The 20991-nt window shown below is 62.0% G+C and carries 15 protein-coding genes and 1 tRNA gene; 7 read left to right on the forward strand and 9 right to left on the reverse strand.

The genetic code is table 11. The features are described 5' to 3' along the window. Positions 1-35: 35 nt before the first annotated feature. The 5 genes from ABIB48_RS06510 to ABIB48_RS06530 form a co-directional block, all read right to left on the reverse strand. Positions 36-111, reverse strand: a tRNA-Asn gene (locus ABIB48_RS06510). Positions 112-173: 62 nt separating this feature from the next. Further along, entirely contained in the window at positions 174-2162 is a 1989-nt protein-coding gene (gene dnaG, locus ABIB48_RS06515) for a DNA primase (RefSeq protein ID WP_354212483.1), read from the reverse strand. Positions 2163-2285: 123 nt separating this feature from the next. Continuing rightward, on the reverse strand, positions 2286-3560 hold the full coding sequence (locus tag ABIB48_RS06520) for a deoxyguanosinetriphosphate triphosphohydrolase (protein WP_354212484.1): 1275 nt from the start codon (positions 3558-3560) through the stop codon (positions 2286-2288). A 106-nt stretch (positions 3561-3666) separates the two neighbouring features. Continuing rightward, positions 3667-4848 (reverse strand): tRNA dihydrouridine synthase DusB, encoded by a 1182-nt coding sequence (gene dusB, locus ABIB48_RS06525; RefSeq protein WP_110104430.1) that lies wholly within the window; start codon positions 4846-4848, stop codon positions 3667-3669. Between the two features lie 106 nt (positions 4849-4954). Further along, positions 4955-6001, reverse strand: a complete 1047-nt coding sequence (locus ABIB48_RS06530) for an alpha/beta fold hydrolase (RefSeq protein ID WP_354212485.1) — start codon at positions 5999-6001, stop codon at positions 4955-4957. A gap of 374 nt (positions 6002-6375) precedes the next feature. Here ABIB48_RS06530 and ABIB48_RS06535 point away from each other — a divergent pair, with 374 nt between their 5' ends. The 4 genes from ABIB48_RS06535 to ABIB48_RS06550 all read left to right on the forward strand — a co-directional run bounded on the left by ABIB48_RS06535 (position 6376) and on the right by ABIB48_RS06550 (position 11926). After that, on the forward strand, positions 6376-7179 hold the full coding sequence (locus tag ABIB48_RS06535; protein WP_354212486.1) for an ATP-binding cassette domain-containing protein: 804 nt from the start codon (positions 6376-6378) through the stop codon (positions 7177-7179). Beyond that, complete coding sequence (locus ABIB48_RS06540; RefSeq protein WP_354212487.1) at positions 7180-9528, forward strand: YhgE/Pip family protein; 2349 nt, start codon at positions 7180-7182, stop codon at positions 9526-9528. It abuts the gene before it with no gap. 86 nt (positions 9529-9614) lie between these two features. Further along, entirely contained in the window at positions 9615-10202 is a 588-nt protein-coding gene (locus tag ABIB48_RS06545) for a TetR/AcrR family transcriptional regulator (RefSeq protein ID WP_110104434.1), read from the forward strand. Between the two features lie 269 nt (positions 10203-10471). Further along, positions 10472-11926 carry an MFS transporter gene (locus ABIB48_RS06550; RefSeq protein ID WP_354212488.1) on the forward strand — a complete coding sequence of 485 codons (1455 nt, stop codon included), beginning with the start codon at positions 10472-10474 and terminating at the stop codon, positions 11924-11926. A gap of 103 nt (positions 11927-12029) precedes the next feature. On the opposite strand, the gene mgtE is transcribed toward ABIB48_RS06550, so the two are convergent. After that, on the reverse strand, positions 12030-13388 hold the full coding sequence (gene mgtE, locus ABIB48_RS06555; protein ID WP_110104435.1) for a magnesium transporter: 1359 nt from the start codon (positions 13386-13388) through the stop codon (positions 12030-12032). A 480-nt stretch (positions 13389-13868) separates the two neighbouring features. Here mgtE and ABIB48_RS06560 point away from each other — a divergent pair, with 480 nt between their 5' ends. The 3 genes from ABIB48_RS06560 to ABIB48_RS06570 all read left to right on the forward strand — a co-directional run bounded on the left by ABIB48_RS06560 (position 13869) and on the right by ABIB48_RS06570 (position 17146). After that, complete coding sequence (locus ABIB48_RS06560; protein ID WP_110104436.1) at positions 13869-15047, forward strand: type III polyketide synthase; 1179 nt, start codon at positions 13869-13871, stop codon at positions 15045-15047. Positions 15048-15123: 76 nt separating this feature from the next. After that, positions 15124-15819: a class I SAM-dependent methyltransferase gene (locus ABIB48_RS06565; RefSeq protein WP_257032615.1), complete on the forward strand. Its 696-nt coding sequence runs from the start codon at positions 15124-15126 to the stop codon at positions 15817-15819. Then, positions 15812-17146, forward strand: coding sequence for an FAD-dependent oxidoreductase (locus ABIB48_RS06570; RefSeq protein ID WP_354212489.1), 1335 nt, complete (start codon positions 15812-15814; stop codon positions 17144-17146). Before ABIB48_RS06565 ends, ABIB48_RS06570 begins: the two co-directional genes overlap by 8 nt. Here ABIB48_RS06570 and ABIB48_RS06575 read toward each other — a convergent pair. From ABIB48_RS06575 to ABIB48_RS06585, 3 genes are all read right to left on the reverse strand, one after another. Further along, positions 17090-18391 (reverse strand): YibE/F family protein, encoded by a 1302-nt coding sequence (locus tag ABIB48_RS06575; protein ID WP_354212490.1) that lies wholly within the window; start codon positions 18389-18391, stop codon positions 17090-17092. The two genes, ABIB48_RS06570 and ABIB48_RS06575, sit on opposite strands and share 57 nt — an antisense overlap. 190 nt (positions 18392-18581) lie before the next feature. Next, on the reverse strand, positions 18582-19571 hold the full coding sequence (locus ABIB48_RS06580; protein ID WP_354212491.1) for a GNAT family N-acetyltransferase: 990 nt from the start codon (positions 19569-19571) through the stop codon (positions 18582-18584). A gap of 2 nt (positions 19572-19573) precedes the next feature. Further along, positions 19574-20959 carry a glycine--tRNA ligase gene (locus ABIB48_RS06585; protein WP_110104440.1) on the reverse strand — a complete coding sequence of 462 codons (1386 nt, stop codon included), beginning with the start codon at positions 20957-20959 and terminating at the stop codon, positions 19574-19576. Positions 20960-20991 lie beyond the last annotated feature (32 nt).

A 20991-nucleotide genomic window follows, 5' to 3' on the forward strand; every position in this document is an offset into this window, starting at 1 on the left:
CCGACCCACAAAGGGGCCGGAGACAATTTTTGCTTTGGCTCCCCCACCTGGACTTGAACCAGGAACCTTTCGATTAACAGTCGAACGCTCTGCCAATTGAGCTATAGGGGATCGTGCAGGAACAACAATAACAAAGGGTTGGCCAGTTGTGAAATCGGGGCCTCCCGAACCCCCTAGCCGTCCCCCCGAAGCTGTCTTCTGGCCGTTTCCAACTCCATCAACTCTCGCTGCAACAAGTTATAACTCTCCGGATCGACCGCCGGATCCATGCGCTGCAACGCCCCGAGCCGCTCTTCCTTCAAACGCGTGATCTGCAGCTCAAAAAGCCGTCGCAGAATATCCCGGCAGTACCGCTGAAGCGTTTCCTCCCGTGTGGCCGGCAGCGGGCTCAGGGCCAGCTCCGCCACCAGAGAACCCAACTCGGGCGGAACATGCGCCCGTACCCCCTCCAGCCACTGCGAGGTTGCCTCCTGCGACTCCCCCGCCTGATAGATGCCCTGCTGAATTGCCCTGTAAGCAGGCACCACAAATTCCGTGGCGGCAAAGTGCTGCCAATTCCCTGCCGATAAATACCCGGGGTGCTGCAAAACCACTTCCAGCGCCTCCCGCTCCATGCGTCCCTGCGGATCTCGCGGATCCGGGCGCACAAAAGCTGGTGGCGCCTCAATCACCTCCGATGCGGCCCCCGGCAGCTGCCGGCCATGAACGACGCCGTCTCCCTGGTTCCCCTGCCCCGTTAGCGCAGCGCCTGGCTGGCTGTGGGCGCCGGGCTGGGCATGCGAAGTCGACTGCGTGTGGAGGCCTGAGGCATGGGAGCCGGGCTGGGTATGAGAACGACGTTCTGCGCCCTTGACCGCGCGCAGGACCTCGTTGGGATCGGCCAGGCCCAGCCAGCCCGCCAACTCCTGGCTGTAGCCCATCCTGGTGGAGCCGTCGCGAATGGAGGCAACCACGGGGGCCGAGGCGCGCAATCCACTGACCCGGCCTTCCACGGTGCTCAAATCAAACTTGGCCAAGGTGGTGCGAATGGCAAATTCAAAGAGCGGGCGGCGCGAACGAATCAAGGCATGGACCGCCTCATCGCCCTTGCGCTGGCGCAGCTCACAGGGATCGGCTCCGGAGGGCTCCACCGCCACGAAGGTTTGGGCCACGAAGCGCTGGTCCTCATCGAACGCCTTCAACGCTGCCTTCTGCCCTGCCGCGTCGCCGTCGAAGGTGAACACTACCTCTCCGCCCGTGCCGTCATCCGAGAGCAGGCGCCTGGCGACCTTGATGTGCTCGGCACCAAAAGCCGTTCCGCAGGTGGCCACGGCTGTGTCGATGCCGGCTAGATGGCAAGCCATGACATCGGTGTATCCTTCCACCACTACGAGCTGGCGCTTGGAGGCGATGGCCTTCTTCGCAAGATCGATCCCATACAGTACCTGCGATTTTTTGTAGAGGCTGGTTTCCGGGGTGTTGAGGTATTTGGGGCCTTGATCGTCTTCGAAGAGCTTTCGGGCACCAAAGCCCACAGTGTCCCCGGCAATGTCACGAATGGGCCAGATCAGGCGTCCACGGAATCTGTCATAAATGCCGCGCTGTCCTTCGGAAAACATGCCCGTCAGCTTCAGTTCCTCGTGGGTGAAGCCCTTGCCCGTGAGGTGCTTGAGCAGCGCGTCCCAACCCTGCGGGGCAAAGCCCACGCCGAAGTGTTCGGCGGCCTCACGGTCAAAGCCGCGTTCACTCAGGAAGGCCCGGCCCGCCGCTGCCTGTGGGGTCAGGAGCTGGGCGCGGAAAAATTCGCCGGCAATCTTGTGCGCATCCAGCAGACGCTGGCGCTTGCCCACATCTTCACGGCGCGGCCCCGTTCCACCGTCCTCATACCGCAGCTCATAGCCAATCCGGCCAGCCAGTTTCTCCACAGCCTCGGAAAAGGAAATATGATCCATTTTCTGGATGAAGGAAATGACGTCGCCACTTTCCTGGCAACCAAAACAGTGGAAATAGCCCATTTGCGGACGCACATGGAAGGAGGGGCTGCGTTCGTCATGGAAAGGGCACAACCCTTTATAGGATCCAATTCCAGCGGACTTCAAGGTGACGTAGGCGTCAACAATTTCCTTGAGGTCGGTGCGCGTGCGCACCTCATCAATATCTTCACGTTTAATCAGGCCAGCCACCGGGCCAGTTTACGTGAGTTTCCTGCGCCCAGGTTCCGTTCCGGGCCCACCTGTTGAGAACTTCCCCGGCCCGCGCAAGCCGCCCTGCAAGCCAGAATTACGAGCCAGAATTACAAGCCAAAATTATAAGAGTGTCCGCTCCGTGCCCACGAGCCGCTCGTGCAGCGCCAGTGCCGATACATCAGTGAGTGAGGCGATCTGGTCGATAACCACCCGAAGCCGGGACGCGTCGTCGTCCGCGTCACGCCAATCAGCGGCAAACATGGTTTCCAGGTGCGCATCCCCTGTGACACTGAGCACGGCCACCAGCTCGCTGAGCACATCCTGCTGGCGCTGATAAATCGGTTGGCGGTGATCGGTAGTCATGACGAAGGTGGTGGCCAGGCCCTTCATGACAGCAATTTCCAGCAACGTTTCGGTAGGCACCACAACGTGAGCCGCGTACCGCGCCAACGGCCCGGTTCCGTGAATGGCCCGGGTCGCTGCAACTGCGCTTTGGCAGAAGCGGCCAATGAGCTGGCTCGTCATGTCCTTCAGTGCGGCCATGGAGCGGCGGCTGCCATCTGCGTGGCGCACCCACACATCAGTGGCTTCCAGCCGTTGCAACGCTGCATCGATCTCGGCCACATCCACGTTGGGCAGGTACCACTGCTGGGTGTAGCCCAGGACCCGGCTACGCTGGTCCGCATTGGCCAGCCACTTGAGCTGGACGTGACCGGCCACAATGGCATCTTCAACGTCATGGACGGAGTAGGAAATATCGTCGGCAAGGTCCATGACCTGCGCTTCAATGCAGGTCTTCCCGGCCGGGGCGCCTTCGCGCAGCCACGTAAAGACGGGAAGGTCGTCGGTGTAGGCGCCAAATTTTCCGGTGCGCAGTCCAGCAATCAGAGGCGCATCTACCGCCAGCCACGGGTATTTTGAGGAGGCATCCAGGGAGGCGCGGGTCAGGTTCAACCCAGCCGATCCGCCGTTGGCCGTAAGAACTTTGGATTCGAGCCTAGTCAGCAGCCGCAGAGTCTGGGCGTTGCCTTCAAAGCCGCCAATGGCGTGGGCCAGATCATTGAGCACCGATTCACCGTTGTGACCGAAAGGCGGGTGGCCAAGATCGTGAGCCAGACAGGCGGTGTCAACCACGTCCGGGTCACAGCCCAGCGTCCGGCCCAGTTCCCGGCCAATCTGGGCCACTTCCAGACTGTGGGTCAGCCTCGTGCGGACAAAATCGTCCGTGTCCGGGGCCACCACCTGGGTTTTGGCACCGAGCCGGCGCAGCGCCGAGGAATGCAACACCCGGGCCCTGTCCCGCTCAAACACTGTGCGCACAGTGCTCTTGGGGGCTTCTTGAACCCAACGCTGCTGGTCATGGGGCAAATACACGGACTGCAATTCAGCGGACATGTCCCTAAGTTTAGGGCCATCGCCGGACAGGGCGGGGACGCAGGTCCATAGGCACCACTAAAACGCCATTTCGGATCATGACACCGGTGGTGGCGCGGCGGTTGGGTTATCCGCCGGAGGAGTCCAGCTCCGCGCCGGTGAGCTCTTCCTTTTCCGAGCCGCTGACGGTGCGGCTGTCCAACCAGCCGGCAGGAAGGGCTGTGCGCTTGGGCGTTCCGGCGCGGCCGCGGGGGCCTTCAGCGTCAGAGCCTGGGTATTCCCCGGACATGTCCAGCTGGTCGAGCAGCCCGCGCAGCACCTCGAGTGTAGGCACCGAGGCCAGCGCCGCACGCAATTCCCCGCCAACCACATAACCCTTGAAGTACCAGGCCATGTGCTTGCGGATATCACGCAGGGCCTTGTTTTCGTCGTCGAAGGTGTCAACAAGAAGTTCCGCATGCCGATACACGGCCGCGGCAACCTCAGCCATGCCGGGCTTGTGGCGCTCATCGCTGCCCTCAAAGGCGGACATCAGGTCAGCGAAAAGCCAAGGGCGGCCCTGGCAGCCACGGCCCACCACCACGCCGTCGACCCCGGTCTGGCGCACCATGGCGATGGCATCCTCGGCGCTCCAAATGTCTCCATTGCCCAGGACAGGAACATCCGGGAGGGCCTCGCGCAGCCGGGCAATAGCGTCCCAGTCTGCCTTGCCGGAGTAGAACTGATTGGCTGTGCGCCCATGCAACGCAACCGCGGCAACTCCGGCGTCGCGGGCTATGCGGCCAGCCTCCAGGTAGGTGAGGTGATCCTCGTCAATGCCTTTGCGCATCTTGATGGTCAGCGGCAGCCCGCCCTTGGTTGCTTCGCGGACCGCTGTCTGGACAATGTCGGTGAACAGGTCCAGTTTCCACGGCAGGGCAGCACCGCCGCCACGCCGGGTCACCTTGGCCACGGGGCAGCCAAAGTTCAAATCAATGTGGTCCGCATGATCTTCCTCAACCAGCATGCGCACGGCCTTGCCCACAGTTTCAGGATCCACACTGTACAACTGCACGGAGCGGATCTTTTCATCCGGGTCGTGGCTGATGAGCCGCATGGACTCGGGCGTGCGTTCCACCAAGGCGCGCGAGGTCACCATTTCGGAGACAAACACACCACCTCCGTGCTCACGGCACAACCTACGGAAGGCTGTGTTGGTAATGCCAGCCATGGGGGCGAGTACCACGGGTGTTTCTACCGTGATGTTGCCTAGTTTCAGGGGCGGGAGGTCCAATTTGGTCTCGCTGGTGGGGATATCAAGAACAGTCACTATGCAATTCTCTCAAATGCCACCAAATTAATCTCCCCGGGTAGCGGCCCACGCCCCGGAACCGACCCACGGCCCGTCACGGGTTCCTCTCACAAAGCGTTCTTCACTATGCACCGCGCACGTGCGCCACCAACAACTCCACGAACCTTTCCGGCTGTTCCAGTGCCGGTGAGTGCCCGGACCCAGCAAACACCTCCTCTGAATAACGGCCACCCTTCGCAGCGTAGCTCTCCAGCACGGCCCGGGTCTGTGCCAGCATCTGCTGTGCCGGAGCCTTCTCCTGCCCCGGCCAGCCCGGGATCACACCGGCTTGGCCCAAGAAGTTCAAGTCAAAGGCGGAACCATCAGAGACAATGGCATCGGCATCACCGCGCACCCAAAGAACAGGTGGTTTGATGGCCAACTCTGCAATGGCCGAGACGTTGAAGTTACCCGGTGACATGGTGTTCAAGACTCCCCTGGCGCCGGCTGCGAAGCCTGGCCAATTCTCCGAAGGCACGGAATCGCCAGGATAATTCTCCGGGCCCGTCGCAGTGGAGAGCATGGACTCCACCCACGTGTCCTCGTGCTCGGAGACAAAACCTGCAGCGACATAGGAACCCTTGTAGACCGACCAAGGTCCCAGCGGGTTTTCCCGACTCGTGTCACCAGCCTCAAGCGCCGCAACGAAGCCGGGGTTAACCCCGCCTCCCCCGGTGCCAGCATCATCGGTGGTGAGGCGGGTCCCGTCCAGTCGGGTACCGCCAAAACCATAAGGCGAGACGGGCGCCTGCAAGGTGATGCTTGCAACGGGGTAGTCCAGCGCATATTGCATGACAACCCCGCCACCCATGCTCCAGCCCACAAGGTGGACGGGCCCAAGTCCCAGCTCACGGACCACCGAGTAGACATCGTCGCTGAAGTCGCGCACTCCCCGGCTTGCATCTACGGGAGCACCCTCGCTGCCGCCGAAGCCGCGCAGATCTATGGCATAAGCGTCAACATCATCTGGCAAGGCCAGCATGATCGGCTGCCAGAACAGTGAGGAGGAGACATTCCCGTGGACAAACACGACGGCGGGCCCGCCAGCTCCTGCCCCGGTCCGGGTGAGCACGTTGGCGAGTAGCCGATCCGTTTGAACAGTGCTGGCTCTGATGCCTTCAAAGAGTGGCACGACGGGACCCCTTCTTAACGCTGCAGTACCTACTTGTGATATTCCCCACCCTAGATCAGGGTTGTGACATTCCACGCCACCGCGACCCGGAGCGGCCCAATCGTGCTCGGCGCGATTCCGCTCGGCCCAGCAAGGATGCGCCAACACTTAGCTCGGCGCGAGGGGCGCCTGCATCCTTCCCTTAGCTTCGCCTCCCTTTTCATTCACCCGGCCTAGTGCCCAAGGTCACGGAGTAGCGAAGCCTTCAAAAGTTGCCGCAAACCCACAAATTATTGTTAGACTGACTGGTCAGTACAAAGATTAGGAATGGGTACCTGTTCCGGAAATATAAACCTCCGGGCAAGGCAGCCATCACCCCACGAGAAGGAACCACTGTGCAGATTCATGCCAACAACCTCGCGTTGAACGCAGGCCGCGGCCCTGTTTACGGCCCACTCACCTTTGACACGAACGGGGGTCTGACAGTGCTCCGAGGGGATCCTGGAAGCGGGCGCACCGCGTTGCTGCTCACACTGGCCGGGCGCATGAGGCCCGACTCCGGCAGCCTGACTGTCGGCGGGCATCACCTCCCCCGCCAACTGCGCGCCGTTCAGAAAATTAGCTCCGTGGCCGGATTCGTGGGCATCGACAGCCTCGAGGAATCTGTCACTGTGGGGGCTGCTTTGCGCGAACGCCTCGCCTGGCTCGCACCCTGGTGGTCCATTGTGCGTAGCCCCAATGACGTGGCGGTGGCGCGCCTCTGCACACCCATCTTTGGCAACGAACCGATCCCCCACGCTGACACTGTGATTTGGGATCTGGCGGAGAGTCAGCAGTTCTTGCTCCGACTGGTGCTAGCCACCCTGTCCGCCCCGGAACTGCTCCTGGTGGATGACATTGAGCAACTGCGCAACACGGCTTCCCGCTCCATCATCTGGGCCCGGCTGGCAGATCTGGCAGCTTCCGGCACCCATGTGGTGGTCTGCGCCTCGTCTTTCGATGATCAGCTCTGGGCAGACTTGGGCATTGCCCCGGCGCTCATCGATATTAATCTTCAACCGGCAGATGTGAACCCGCGCGTGGAGAACCCTGCCGAGGGGAACCCGCCTGCCGTCGGCCCTGCGCTTCTCACCATGGCGGCGGCACCCAGTTCCGAACACCTGACAGCCCAGTCCGAACCGATCAAGGAGTCCCACTAAATGTTTGCCTTTTTATCCTCTGGCACTGAACTTGGCCGGTTCAAACGCGGCAAGTTGCCCAAAATTGCCGTGGCCGTGATGCTCTTCATCCCGCTCATCTACGGCGCCCTCTACCTGTGGGCGTTCCAAGCCCCCGACAAGCACATGGACAACCTCCCTGTGGCTCTGGTCAACCAAGACACCGGTGCGATCAAAGATGGCGCGCCGGTGAACGCCGGTGATGACCTCGCCGCCGAGCTCATGGACGGCATGGAGCTCAAGTGGGAGCAGACAGATGCGGCCACGGCCGCGCAGGGTGTGGCGGACGGTAGCTACTACTTCGCCATGAGCATCCCGGCGGACTTCTCCAAGAACGCCGTCTCGGTAGGCACGGACACACCTGCTCAAACCATGATCGACGTCGAATTCAACGACACCAATAACTTCCTCTCGAGCGTTTTGGGCAAGCAGGCCATGTCCCAGGTGCGGGACGCGGTGTCCGAGCAATTGGGCGAGCAAACCTCCTCCGCCCTGCTCGTGGGATTGCACGACGCCGGAGAAGGACTCCGCGCCGCAACGTCTGGTTCCGCTGAAGTCACCCAGGGCATCGACAGCGCCAAGGACGGTGCCGGGAAATTAGTGGCGGGAATGAAGGATCTGGCTGCAGGCACCGTGACGCTCCAAGACGGTGCCCTCCAACTCGCCGACGGCGCCACCTCCTTGTCCCAAGGCGTCTCCACACTGGCCGGAGGAGCCACCACGTTAAACACCGGCGCAGCCACACTGTCCACGGGTGCTAGTTCACTGGCCAGCGGTGTGGCAGAGCTGAACACCGGCGCGGCCTCATTGGCAGCGGGAAGCAACACCCTGGCCATCGGCGCCTCGGACTTGGCAACGTCACTGGCCCAGGCAGTCCCAGACGCCAAGGCACTGGATACCGGCGCCGCCTCTGTCTTCTCCAGCGCCGGCACCCTGTCTGCGAGCGCTAGCAAGGTTTCCGCGTCTGCATCAACTCTGGCCGGCACGGCCGATGACGTGGCCGCCGGTGCCACGGCCACATCCACACAGCTGGCAGCACTCATTGCCGCCGTGGAGGCCATGCCGGCAGACACTCCCGCCAGCGCAATATTGGGGAGCCTGGAGACGTTGAACAACGATGCAGCCGTTCCCCTGGCAGCCGGGGCCGGAAAGTTGGCGGCCGGAGCGCACCAGCTTTCCACGAACGCCATCACGCCCCTCTCTGACGGGGCCGCAAAGCTGTCCGCCGGGGCTGGCACAGTCTCCGCGGGTGTCACCAAACTCAGCGCAGGGGTAGGCGAGGCGGCCACGGGTGCCGGGAAACTCTCGCAGGGTGCCACCGCCTTGAACACCGGCGCCACCGCGCTGTCCACTGGCGCCGAGAGCGCCGCCACAGGGTCTTCACGTGTTGCAACTGGCGCATCCGAGCTCGCTGGCGGGGCATCTGCGCTGGCCGAAGGTGCTGGCACGGCAAAGGACGGGGCCGCGGCTCTGGCCACGGGCGCCGGTTCCTTGAGCACGGGCAGCACAGACCTGGCAAGTGGTAGCGGCAAGCTGGTGGAAGGCGGCACCACACTAGCTGACGGGGCCCAGAAATTGTCCACCGGCAGCCACACACTCACCCAGAAGCTCGACGACGGCGGCAAGGCAATCCCCGACGATTCCGCAGCTCTCCTCTCCGAAAAATCTCGGGTCTTAGCAAACCCTGTTGCCATGAACCAGCAGTGGGCCAATCAATCCAATGGTTTCGGCGACGGTTTTGCCCCGTTCTTCATCGCCTTGGCCACCTTTGTTGGTGCCCTGATCTCTTGGCTGCTGCTGCGCGCACTTCCCACCCGGGCGCTTGCCGCCGGGGCGAGCGGGCTGCGCAGTGTTCTGACAGGTCTGCTCCCGGCCCTTGCCATAGGGCTGGGCCAGGTGCTGATCATGGTGGCCGTGCTGCTGTGGGGATTGGATATGAAGCCCGTGTATCCCGTGGCGATGGCCGCCTTCATCTATCTGACCACGGTGTGTTTCCTGGCGCTGCAGCAAATGTTCATCATTGTCTTTGGCACAGCCGCCGGGCGGGTGGTGAGCCTGGTGCTGCTGATGCTGCAGCTGAGCTCCTCCGGAGGCACCTACCCGGTGGAGACCACTCCCGGCTTCTTCCAGGCGCTGCACCCGTACATGCCTGCCACTTACGTGGTGAATGGACTTCGGCAGTTGATGACTGGTGGAATAGACTCCCGGTTGTGGATCTCCGTGGCGTTCCTGGCCGTGCTTGCGGCGGGTTCCGTGGCAGTTAGCGCGTTCTGCGCCGGCCGGCAGCGGGTGTTCTCCATCAAACGGCTACATCCGGAACTGGAGATGTAGCCAACAGGGCGCGGTGAGCTGAGTGCGCGCCGGATGTCTTTAGACTTATTAGAAGCTAATCTCCGTTCAAGAATCAAGGAATCTAAGTGCCTCGCATCTCCCCCACCAAGAAGGCCATTCTGGCTGCCGCGCTGGAGCTCGGTGCGCTGCACGGGATTTCCGGGACCACCATGGATGAGGTGGCCGAAAGCGCCGGTGTGGCCAAGGGAAGTGTTTATTACAACTTCTCTTCCAAGGACAAGCTCTTTGAGGAGCTGTTGACCACGGGAGTGGCTTCGCTCTCGCAAACGCTGCGCACAGCCCGTGAACAAGCTGCGGGGTTTGCCGCGATTGAGGCCATGGTCTCGGACATGCTGGCGCTAATTGCACAGAACAGGGCGTTGGCCAAGCTCATGGCGGCGGAAATTTTCCGCACGGACAGGGTGTGGCAAAATGCGGTATCGGTGTTGCGCCGTGAGGCGGTCAGCGAGTTTGGTGCCGCACTGTTGCCGCTGGTTCCAGCCGGCACTTCTGAGAGCAGCCGCTTACTGATGGCCGGTGGAATCTTCGGGGCCACCCTCATGGGCGGGCTGGAATGGCTATTGTTCAGCCCGGACACCCCCGTGGCGGAAGTATCCGCCGCGATCTTGTTCATTTTCTCGGGCAAGCTGGCCGCAGATGCGCCCAACCCCTAACTCTTCTCACCACCCTTGAGCTTGAGTCAGGCTTCTTGAGTCAGGCTTCTTGAGTCCGGCTTCTTGTGGCCTGGCCGGCTTTGGTGCAGATTGGAGAGGAACAGTCCCGGGCGCAGTGAAGATGCCCCCAGGGCAGGCACCCAGGCAGGCACCCAGGCAGGAACGACGGCGGTCCCCGCGTCAGTGCCGTGCTGAACCGGGAATCGGGGTGGGGCTTTCCCTGGGGATGGCGCATTCCGTGGGGGTGGCGCATTGTGCAGGAGGTGGTGATGGCTGGATCCGGGGTGGGTTTACGGTCCGAGCGGGGCCCTGTTCTACTGGCGCTCATGGTCAGCATGGCCCTGGTGGCCCTGGACTCAACAGTCCTTGCCACAGCGGTGCCGTCTATCGTGGAGAACTTGGGTGGCTTTGCCTCGTTCCCGTGGCTGTTTTCCGTCTATCTACTGGCACAGGCTGTAACGGTCCCGGTCTATGCGAAGCTTTCTGACACGCTGGGGCGCAAACCCGTCATTCTGGCCGGTATCAGCATCTTCATGGCGGGTTCAATCCTGGCCGGGTTCGCGTGGAGCATGCCAGTGCTGATCGCGTGCCGCGTTGTGCAGGGGCTCGGTGCCGGGGCCATTCAGCCGGCCACCACAACCATTGCCGGTGATATATATTCCGTCGAGGAGCGCGCCAAAGCTCAAGGGTATCTCTCCGGGGTTTGGGCAGTTGCCGCCGTGTTGGGCCCAGCCATTGGTGGCCTGTTTTCCCAGTTCGTCAGCTGGCGCTGGATCTTCTTCATAAACGTTCCGGTGTGTTTGGTGGCTATGGTGTTGATCCTCCACTCCTACCACGAGAAGGTGGAACGCCGGCGGGTCCGTATTGATTACCCCGGCACGGTGCTGCTCGCCACAGGAATGTCGCTGATCATCTTGGCTGTGCTTGAGGGCGGCCAGGCATGGGCGTGGGGTTCGCCACTAAGCATCGGTGGTTTTGTGCTTGGCGCCGCCTGCCTCGGCGCCTTTGTCCTGGTTGAACGCCGAACCGCCAACCCGGTTCTGCCTTTGTGGGTACTCTCGCGCCGCCTGCTGTTGAGCACTACGCTGGTCTCCCTCGGCGTCGGGGCCGTGTTGATTGGCCTCAGCTCTTACGTTCCGACCTTTTTGGAAGGCTCCATTGGCACGGTTCCTCTGCTGGCAGGGCTGGCCGTAGCCGCCCAATCCATTGGCTGGCCTATTGCCTCAAGCTTCTCCGGCCGCCTGTACATGCGGTACGGCTTTCGTAACACGGCAGTGTTGGGAATGTCCATCATTGTCTTGGGCGCCCTGGCTCTGGTTATCACCTCTGAGCGTCCCAATGTTGCGGTGGTGGCGGCCTGTTGTTTGGTCATCGGCGCCGGCTTGGGATTCGCTTCCACCCCGGCCATCGTGGCGGCCCAGTCCTCCGTGGGCTGGGGCGAACGTGGGGTGGTGACGGGTTCGAACATGCTGGCACGGGCGGTTGGTAGTTCGGTGGGCGTGGCCATCTTCGGGGCCGTGGCGAATACCATCGTGGCTAACTCCGAAGCTGCTAACTCCGGCGCACCTAACTCAGGAGTGGCCGGCTCCGGCGCTGCTGCAACGGGCCCGGCCACCATCATTGCCTCGGCCCATGGGGTGTTTTTGGCGGTGCTGGTTTGCGCCATTCTGGGGCTCATTGCGGCAGCTGCCATGCCACGAAAAGTCCTAGTAGTCACCGACTAGGACTTTTCGTTGCTGTCCCCGTGCCCGTGTGTGCTGCGGCATGTCTGCCCTCGGCCCAGCGGTCCAGCGGCCCAGCGGCCCAGCGGCCCAAAGGATCAGCGGATCAGAGCCCCAGGATGCTGGTGGCGATCAGGAAGTAAATGATCAGGCCCGTTGCATCCACGAAGGTTGATATGAACGGGTTGGAGAATACTGCCGGGTCTGCACGCACGGCCTTGCCCAGCAGCGGCATGAGCCCGCCAATGCTCGCCGCCATGGTGCACACTCCCAAAAGGGTCAGGCCAATGACCCAGCCAATCGGCACAGTGAATACCAGTGAGGCAATCACGAACCCCAAGGAACCCAGCAGCAGACCGAGGAACGCGCCAACCCTGACTTCACGGGCAAAGACCTTCACGAAGTCACGCGGGCGCACATCGCCCAACGCCAAGGCCCGGGTGATAGTGGTGGCCGCCTGATTGCCGGTATTGCCCCCCGTGCCTATCAGCAGCGGGATAAACAGTGAGAGCACCACTTGTTGTTCCAAGGTTGCCTCAAAGGCGCCAATGACTTGGACGGTGAGCGTGGCGCCCAGTGCCAGTACCAGCAGCCACACCACCCGGGCCCGGACGATGGTTCCCACCGGCGTGGCCAGGTATGGACGGCGCAATGGTTCGGTTCCACCGGATCGGGCAGCGTCTTCTGTTTCTGCGTCCTCGAGAATCTGCAGCGCATCATCCACTGTGAGGATACCGACCAGCCGCTCCTCGGCGTCGACAATAGGCAGCACCAGAACCTTGGCATCAGCACAGTAGCGGGCGGCTTCTTCCACATCCTCGGTGGCGGGAAAGCTCAGCGGCGCCTTCATGATCTCTGCCACCAGGGCGTCGTCGTCGGCCCTCAACACATCACGCAAGGAGATAACACCCACTAGGTGGCGCCCTGAATCGGTGACGGGAAGAGTGTAGACGCTCTCGGCGTCGTCCAAGTGTGTCCGAACCCTGGCGAAGGTCTCGGCCATGCTCAGGTGCGGGTGAGTGGTGACAAACTCGGGGCTCATGTAGCGGCCCACGGCGCCTTGCGGGTACCCGAGCACAGTGCTGGTCAGCGCCCGCTCTTTCTCATCAAGGCCCGAGATCAGGCGGTTGGCCACGGACGCCGGCAGCTCATCCAGCAGTGCCACCCTGTCATCGGGACTCAGCTGGGCGAAGACCTCGGCAACATCGGCTTCCTGCAGCCCTGAGACAAGATCTGCCTGCAGCGCCGCATCCAGGCGTTCAAAGACCTCAATGGCACGGTCCTTTGGCAGCGTCCTGTAGGCCACCGCCCGCTCAATGGTGTTGAGCCGTTCCAGCTGTTCCAAAATTTCGCTGATGTTTAGCGGCCGTAATGCCTGCGAAATAGCGGACAGATCGTGATCGTTCAATGCCTTCATCAAAAGCTCGGCGCTGTTCTCAAAGGTCTGGATGGGGTACTTGATCATTCTCCGGGTCCCTCCGGTGGGTGCACACGGGAACGCCCTGCAGTGCTGGCCGCAGGTGTGTGCAGAAATTGTTGTGGGCGTGATGCGCTAAACCGCAACCGCGCAACCAACGACGGCGACCGGGAACCACTGGATTCCCGTCTTTCGGCGGGACAACTCATCCAAGAAAGCACCCCCGGCTCAAAAGTTCGGGGCTCGCGGCGCAGTGCGCGTCTTGGGAATGAAAGTTAGCGTGTTCTCCGATGGCGCAGGCGAGGCTCGCGCGGTGAGGTAGATCGACTAGGTCCGTCGTCCATGCGTGCGGCTCACCTCCAACATTCCAAGGCCCATCCCGGGCGTATTAAGTGGCATCAATCCCCTGTACTGCAAAGGAATTGGCCCTCATTTCATCCTAGGCCACGAGCGGACGGAACCACGAATCACACACTCCCGTATGGGTCACCCATTGTGTTCTGCTCCCGGGGCATCTAAGAATGGACTATGACGGTCACAGTGAGGTCTTTAGAAACGGCAGTTCCCCCCACCATTCTCATCCAGCCCGTGGCACGCGACGTCTTTGCAGCGCAGCCCGGACTGACACGCTTGGGACAGCGTTTGGTACGTACCTGCTTTGACGGAGCCGCCATTGACACCCGGCATACGGCCGTTGCGGAGATGAGCCTAGACTTCGCCGGCCCGGATCCAACATTTTACGACGGCGCCTCCGGACTCCTTCTCAATCCCACCACCAAAGAACGTAACGATCTGTTCGCCAGCGAAGCATCAGCATTGTTCATCGAGTGCGCTGCCAAGGCTCTCGCCGCCGCAGAGGGCCTCACGGCCGAGGATATCACCCACGTTGTGACTGTTTCCTGCACCGGATTCTTCAACCCCGGCCCCGATTACAAGATTGTCCGGGCGTTGGGGCTGGCACCTTCGGTGCAGCGCTACCACCTAGGCTTCATGGGCTGCTACGCCGCCTTTCCTGCACTGCGGGCAGCCAAAGCATTTTGCGACGCCGATCCGCAGGCTGTGGTGCTGGTGGTCTCCGTGGAACTCTGTTCCCTTCACGTGCGAACCTCCAACAACCCTGACACCATCATGGGCTCCTCTCTCTTTGCCGACGGTGCAGCAGCGGCAGTAGTCACGGCCAGGGAGCTTGAAACCACCGGCACCTTCTTAGAACTTGATCACTTTGAAACTGTGTTGACCCCTGTGGGTGAGGACTCCATGGCATGGAATATTGGTGATCATGGTTTTGAAATGGTGCTTGATAGCTATGTTCCGAAAATCATTGATGAACACATTGTGGGTGCCCTGGAACCACTTCTGGCTTCCTCCCCCTTGCAAGGGCTGCCCTATAGCGACATCAAGCACTGGGCCATCCACCCCGGGGGCCGCAGTATCTTGGACAAGGTCCAAAGCAAGTTGGCACTTAGCGAGGAGCAACTGGTCCCGGCCCGTGAAACGCTGCGCAACTTTGGCAATATGAGCAGCGCAACAGTGATGTTTGTGCTCAAGCACATTCTGGAACTTCCCCAGCAGTCCGCACGGGAGGATATCTGCGCCATGGCTTTTGGCCCCGGCCTGACGGTGGAATCGGCACTCTTCACGAAAGTGGGCTCGCCATCCTCTCCCCCCACCGAGACTGGGGAACTCGTAACGGCCGGCCATGCCTGAACGGGCACCAGAACCCACGCCAGAACCGGCGCCAGAACCGGCACACCCTGAACAGCCTTTAGCCAGCCCCCGGTTCTTGGCCGTCAGGGATCAGAAGGCACGGGAGGAAATGGACAATCCGCATTGTGAGCCCACCAAACTAGCCCGCACCTACGCTCAATTCCCCCTCATTAACGCCGTTGTTTCACGCTGGCGCAGCGTCTACAAACAGCTCATTAGGCCGTTGCTGTCAACCACGCACACCACCACGCTGCTGGATATAGGCTGCGGAGGCGGGGACATTCCCGCAGCCTTGGCCCGCTGGGCAGCACGGGATGGGCTCTCACTACAGATCACCGCGATCGATCCCGATCCGCGAGCGATTGGTTATTCCCGCGCTCATTCGGCGCATCCCGGCGTGGAGTTTCGCCAGGCCCACAGCAGTGCCCTGGTCACGGAGGGTGCCGTGTATGACGTTGTCATTTCCAACCACATGCTCCACCACTTATCCGCAGCCGAGCTCACAGACCTTCTGACAGACTCCGCAGCCATGGCTCAGCAGCTGGTGGTGCATAGCGACATTGCCCGCAGCCCGCTGGCCTACGCCTTGTTTTCCGTGGCGACCTGGCCGTTCTTTCCGGGCTCGTTTATCCGCCACGATGGCTTAATCTCCATTCGACGCAGCTACACCGCAGCCGAATTGCGGACCCAGCTGCCACCTGGCTGGTGGGTACAATCAGCGCGGCCCTGGCGCAATCTACTGCGCTCCACCCCTGGGCCACAGCATGTCTGACGCCAAACAGCCAGCGCCTGCCCAGACCTCCCAGTCTGCCCATACTGCCCAGCCAAATCAGCCCCACCAGCCTGCCAAGCCTGCCCAGTCTTCCAAGCCTGCCCAGTCCTCCCAATCCCATCAGCCCCACACGAGCATGTTCGACGTCGTCATTGTGGGCGCCGGACCGGTGGGATTGTTCCTTGCCACGCTGCTACTTCAGGAGGGGCTCTCGGTGCGCATCCTGGAACAACGTTCCTCACCACGCAGCGATTCGCGCGCCATCGGCATTCACCCGCCCGCGCTGGCGGCACTGGCGCTGGCCAAGGTGGAGGCGCCCCTGCTGGCAGAAGGCCTGCGCATCCCCAGCGGTGTGGCCCGCAGCGGCGGCCGTGACGTGGGTTCCATAGACTTCGCACGGGGCGCACCGGAACGCCCTTTTGTGCTGACCCTCAAGCAGGTACGCACAGAGGCTCTGCTGGCCCAGCGGCTCGCAGAGCTGGACCCGAACGCCGTGGTGCGTGGTTTCTGTGTGCAGTCCATCCACGACGGCGGCACCTTCCTCACGCTCTCCGAAACGGTCGCCGCTAGTGTTGTGGACGCTTCTGTTCGAGACTGCGCTGTTGTGGACGCCCCGGTTCAGGAGCATGTTCAGGGCCGGCTGGTGGTGGGTGCTGACGGTGCACGTTCCGCTGTACGCCGGCTACTGGGCATTCCTACCAGCGGGCGCAACTATCCTGACACGTATTTGATGGGCGATTTTCCCGACACCGGAGACGATGGAAACACTGCAGTGTTGTTTCTGGAGCCAGAAGGCATTCTGGAATCGTTCCCTCTGCCGGGCCGCTTGCGCCGCTGGGTTGTCCACACGGATTCGTTACTCACGGACGCGGACGCAGCAGACCTTGCACAACTTGTTCGTCAGCGCACGGGGGTGGAACTTGATCCCGGGGCGAACAGTATGCTCAGCGCTTTTGAGGTCCGTACCCGGCTGGCCCGGCGCATGGTCCAGGGCAGGGTGGTGCTGGTCGGAGATGCTGCCCACGAGATCAGTCCCATTGGCGGTCAGGGCATGAATCTGGGGTGGTTGGATGCCGCCGCCGTGGCCCCCATCATCGTCGCTGCCCTGCGGGGTGAGAAAACGGGCAGACGGCTGGCGGAATTTGAGCGGGTCAGGATGGGCGCGGCCCGCACTGCAGCACACCAAGCCCAGCTGAACATGATGCTGGGGCGGAAGTCCCCGGCGCAGTTCTTGCAATTGCGCAACGCAGCCTTGGGAGGGCTGTTCACACTAGGCGTTGTCCAAAACTTTGCTGCCCGGCGCTTCACCATGCACAACATCCGTTGATAGCTGCACGGCCCGGACGCGGCCTGTCGCTTTAACAACAGCCACCGCCACCAAAGTGGTGACAGGGATGGCTAGAACCAGACCAATGGAGCCCACCAGAATCCGTACAATCTCCTCAGCCAGTTCCACTCCAGTCAACGCGAGCAGGAGCTCTTGGTCAAAGAGTGAAACCATTAAGAGCACCGGCAGGGCACTGCCTGCGTAGGCGAAGGCAATGGTGTAGACCGTGGAGGCAATGTGGTCGCGGCCAATTCTCATGGCAGAGGTGAACAACTCCCGGGTACTGGTCTCTGGGGCCAGCTCGTAGAGCTCCCAAACGGCGGAGGACTGGGTGATGGTGACATCATTGAGCACTCCCAATCCGGAGATCACCAGACCACAGAGGATCATGCCGGATAAGGACATGCCCTGGGTCATGTTCAGAAGCTGGTAGCCGTATTCTCCCGAGGTGCCGGTCAGGGCGGCGGCGTCCACCGCCCAAGCTGCCAAACCTGCCGTGACACCCAACCCGAAGAGGGTTCCCAGAAGCGCCGTTGAGGTGCGGGCGGAGAAGCCGTGGGCAAAGTACAGGACACCGAACATGATGGCGCTGGAGCCAGTGAGGGCCACCAGCAGAGGCGGCTGGCCCTGGGCGAGTGCAGGCAGGATGAACCAGGCCAGCACCCCGAACGCTCCGATCAAGCCCACGATGGCTCGCAGTCCTCGCCAGCGGGCTACCGCTACCACCACCACGGCATACAACACCGCCAGTAAGCCAATGGGGAAAGTCCGGACAAAATCCATGAAGACGTAGGCGGGGCCGTTTTGTTCAACACCCGTAACAGCCGCCAGGCCGGAGAGATTCAAATATCTGATGGAGTCACCCACGTGGACGCCACGGGATTGCACAATGTCAGGGCTGATGAGCACAGGAACTTCAGCCAGCCCGTCAGCGGCGGTGAAGGCGATGAAGCAGCTACTGCCTAGGCTGCCACCTGCACTGAGTGAGCAATCCTCCGTGACCGTGCGCTGCACAGTTCCAGAATCAATACTGGCCCCTGGCGCTGCGGCATAAGGATTGCCAGCCGCTGCGGGAGAGCCTTCAGTGCTGGGCCACATAAAGGCCATGGCAATAATGGTCAGGATGGCCAGTGGCACCAAGATCCAGCTCAGCAGCACCACAGCCCTGCGGCGCATGGCTTTGCGGCGGCGGAGCTCCGGCCGGCTCAGAGCCGATTCATCAGCGTGCGAATGTGAATGGCCCATGGGCTATGAAAGTCCTCGTGGTTGAGTGCGGTGGTTCATACATGCGGTGCTGAGAAAGCACAGAGAAAGTACAGAGGAGGAGCTGGGCTCCCTCGCGGGCAGCAAGATTTCCGCGGTCGCCAAGCGACCTTGAAAATCCATCCCCGCTCCGGGAGTCCAGCTCCGCCTCCTTAGCCAGCCCGCGCTTTGGTCACTCCCCGAGAACCAGGGTTTCGGTGCCGCGCACCTTGGCCGCACCCACGGAAATCATGGGGTTGACCACGGCACAGAGAGCTTCCATGGAATCGTCCAGTTCCAGCAGCACCGGGTACTGGTGTGTGATCAGCGCCAGCAGATCGTACGCCGACTGCACAGCCTCATCGTGTCCCAGCGTTGGCTCCACGCCGAGGAACACCTCGGAGGCCGTAGCAGCAACTTCCTCAGTGGTCTCGATGTGCCCCTGCGAGTAGCTCAGCGCAAAGGCCTGGATCTTGCCTTTTTTGCTTGGGGCAACGGCCGCACCGAAGGCACTGGCAGGCTCGGCCCGCAGAACCAAGGCGCCGTGGGCGCCGGTGAGGTCATCAAGGAACATGCGCTGAACCAGTCCTGGGCTCAGCGGACCTGTGGGATCCCACTGGTTCACGGCCTCGTAGTAACGGCCCACTACCTCAGTCAGTTCCACCGAGCCGGTGGCCAGATCCTGTACCCGGGCCCCGGCTTCTTCCTCGGTACCCTCCCCGAACATGGGCAGCTTCAGTGCGCCGGGGCCCACCTCAACAACCCTGTTCCGCTGCAAAATAGCCAGCCCCATCGCCTCGGCAAACGCCGCGCCCGAGGTGCCGGGGGCAACCTTGGTGCGCAACGCCGTCGTGCTTACCAAACCTGCGGCAAGTGCGCCGTCAGCTTCGCGGCGCAACATGGTGACCAAGGTGGCGCCAACGCCTGCGCGCCGGTGGTCTTTGGCAACCTCAACATAAGCCCAGAGGCGTGAGGGGTGCAGCTTGGTGGAATAGACCACCGCGGCCGCGACCGGAATGCCCTGGTCCGTAGCAACGATGGTGCGCCGCCACGGATTGGCATCCTGCGCCGGTACCAGCGCGGCACGGAACGCACCGGCTGGGGCGGAATCGGCGTCTCCCCAGATCTCCAGAAGGGTCAGGTCATCGCCGTCTTGCCACGGCCGGTAACTTAGTTCAACCATGCTTAGGCACCCAGGAGGCGTGTTGCCAGGTATGCCTGGACCTGGTCCAGGGGTACTCGCTCCTGGCTCATGGTGTCGCGCTCACGGATGGTCACGGCGTTGTCCTCGAGGGTCTCGAAGTCAACAGTGATGCAGAACGGGGTGCCGATCTCGTCCTGGCGGCGGTAACGGCGGCCGATGGCGCCGGCGTCGTCGAACTCGATGTTCCAGTGCTTGCGCAGCGTGTTGGCAAGCTCCTTGGCCTTCGGTGAAAGCTCCTCGTTGCGGGAGAGCGGCAGGACAGCGGCCTTGACGGGGGCCAGGCGCGGGTCCAGCTTCAGCACGGTGCGCTTGTCCACGCCACCCTTGGCGTTGGGGGCCTCGTCCTCCACGTAGGCATCCACCAGGAACGCCATCATGGAGCGGGTCAGGCCGAAGGAGGGCTCGATCACGTAGGGGGTGAAGCGCTCGCCCGTGGCCTGGTTGAAGTAGCTCAGATCCGTGCCGGAGCCCTTGGTGTGTGAGCCCAAGTCATAGTCGGTGCGGTTGGCAACGCCCATGAGCTCACCCCACTTGGAACCCTGGAAGCCGAAGTTGTACTCAAAGTCGATGGTGCCGGCGGAGTAGTGGGCGCGCTCGTCGTCGGGCACGTCAAAGCGGCGCATGTTCTCCGGGTCGATGCCCAAATCGATGAACCAGTCCCAGCACAGCTCAACCCATTCCTTGAACCACTTATCGGCGTCTTCGCCGGGCACAAAGAACTCAATTTCCATCTGTTCGAACTCGCGCGTGCGGAAAATGAAGTTTCCGGGCGTGATCTCGTTGCGGAAAGCCTTGCCGATCTGGCCAATGCCGAACGGGGGCTTCTTGCGGCTGGTGGTCAGCACGTTGTTGAAGTTCACAAAGATGCCCTGGGCGGTTTCCGGGCGCATGTAGGCCATGCCGGCGTCGCTCTCCACGGGCCCCAGGAACGTCTTCATCAGGCCGGAGAACAGCTGCGGTTCGGTGAACTGGCCCTTGGTGCCGCAATCCGGGCACACAATCTCTTCCATCCCGTTTTCGGGCTGGCGCTTCTTCTTCGCCGCGAACGCCTCGATGAGGTGGTCCTGACGGTGACGCTTGTGGCACTGGGTGCATTCAACGAGGGGGTCTGTGAACGTGGCAACATGCCCGGAGGCTTCCCATACGGCCTTGGGCAAGATGATGGAGGAATCCAGTCCCACCATGTCCTCGCGGCCGCGCACAAACGACTGCCACCATTCACGCTTGATGTTTTCCTTCAGCTCAACGCCGAGAGGGCCATAATCCCAGGCCGACCGCGAACCGCCGTAAATCTCACCGGCCTGAAAAACAAAGCCGCGACGTTTCGCGAGTGAAATAACCTGGTCTAGCTTGGACTGAGGCGCCACTTATTACTCCTAATACTTACGAGGCCGCTGGG

It is taken from the genome of Arthrobacter sp. UYCu511 (genome assembly GCF_040547105.1).
GTDB lineage: Bacteria > Actinomycetota > Actinomycetes > Actinomycetales > Micrococcaceae > Specibacter > Specibacter psychrochitiniphilus.

Coding starts and splice junctions, on each gene's coding strand:
- ABIB48_RS06520 (WP_354212484.1), bottom strand. CDS start 3,560: ATGTCCGCTGAATTGCAGTCCGTGTATTTGCCCCATGACCAGCAGCGT.
- ABIB48_RS06540 (WP_354212487.1), top strand. CDS start 7,180: ATGTTTGCCTTTTTATCCTCTGGCACTGAACTTGGCCGGTTCAAACGC.
- ABIB48_RS06550 (WP_354212488.1), top strand. CDS start 10,472: ATGGCTGGATCCGGGGTGGGTTTACGGTCCGAGCGGGGCCCTGTTCTA.
- mgtE (WP_110104435.1), bottom strand. CDS start 13,388: ATGATCAAGTACCCCATCCAGACCTTTGAGAACAGCGCCGAGCTTTTG.
- ABIB48_RS06560 (WP_110104436.1), top strand. CDS start 13,869: ATGACGGTCACAGTGAGGTCTTTAGAAACGGCAGTTCCCCCCACCATT.
- ABIB48_RS06570 (WP_354212489.1), top strand. CDS start 15,812: ATGTCTGACGCCAAACAGCCAGCGCCTGCCCAGACCTCCCAGTCTGCC.
- ABIB48_RS06575 (WP_354212490.1), bottom strand. CDS start 18,391: ATGGGCCATTCACATTCGCACGCTGATGAATCGGCTCTGAGCCGGCCG.
- ABIB48_RS06580 (WP_354212491.1), bottom strand. CDS start 19,571: ATGGTTGAACTAAGTTACCGGCCGTGGCAAGACGGCGATGACCTGACC.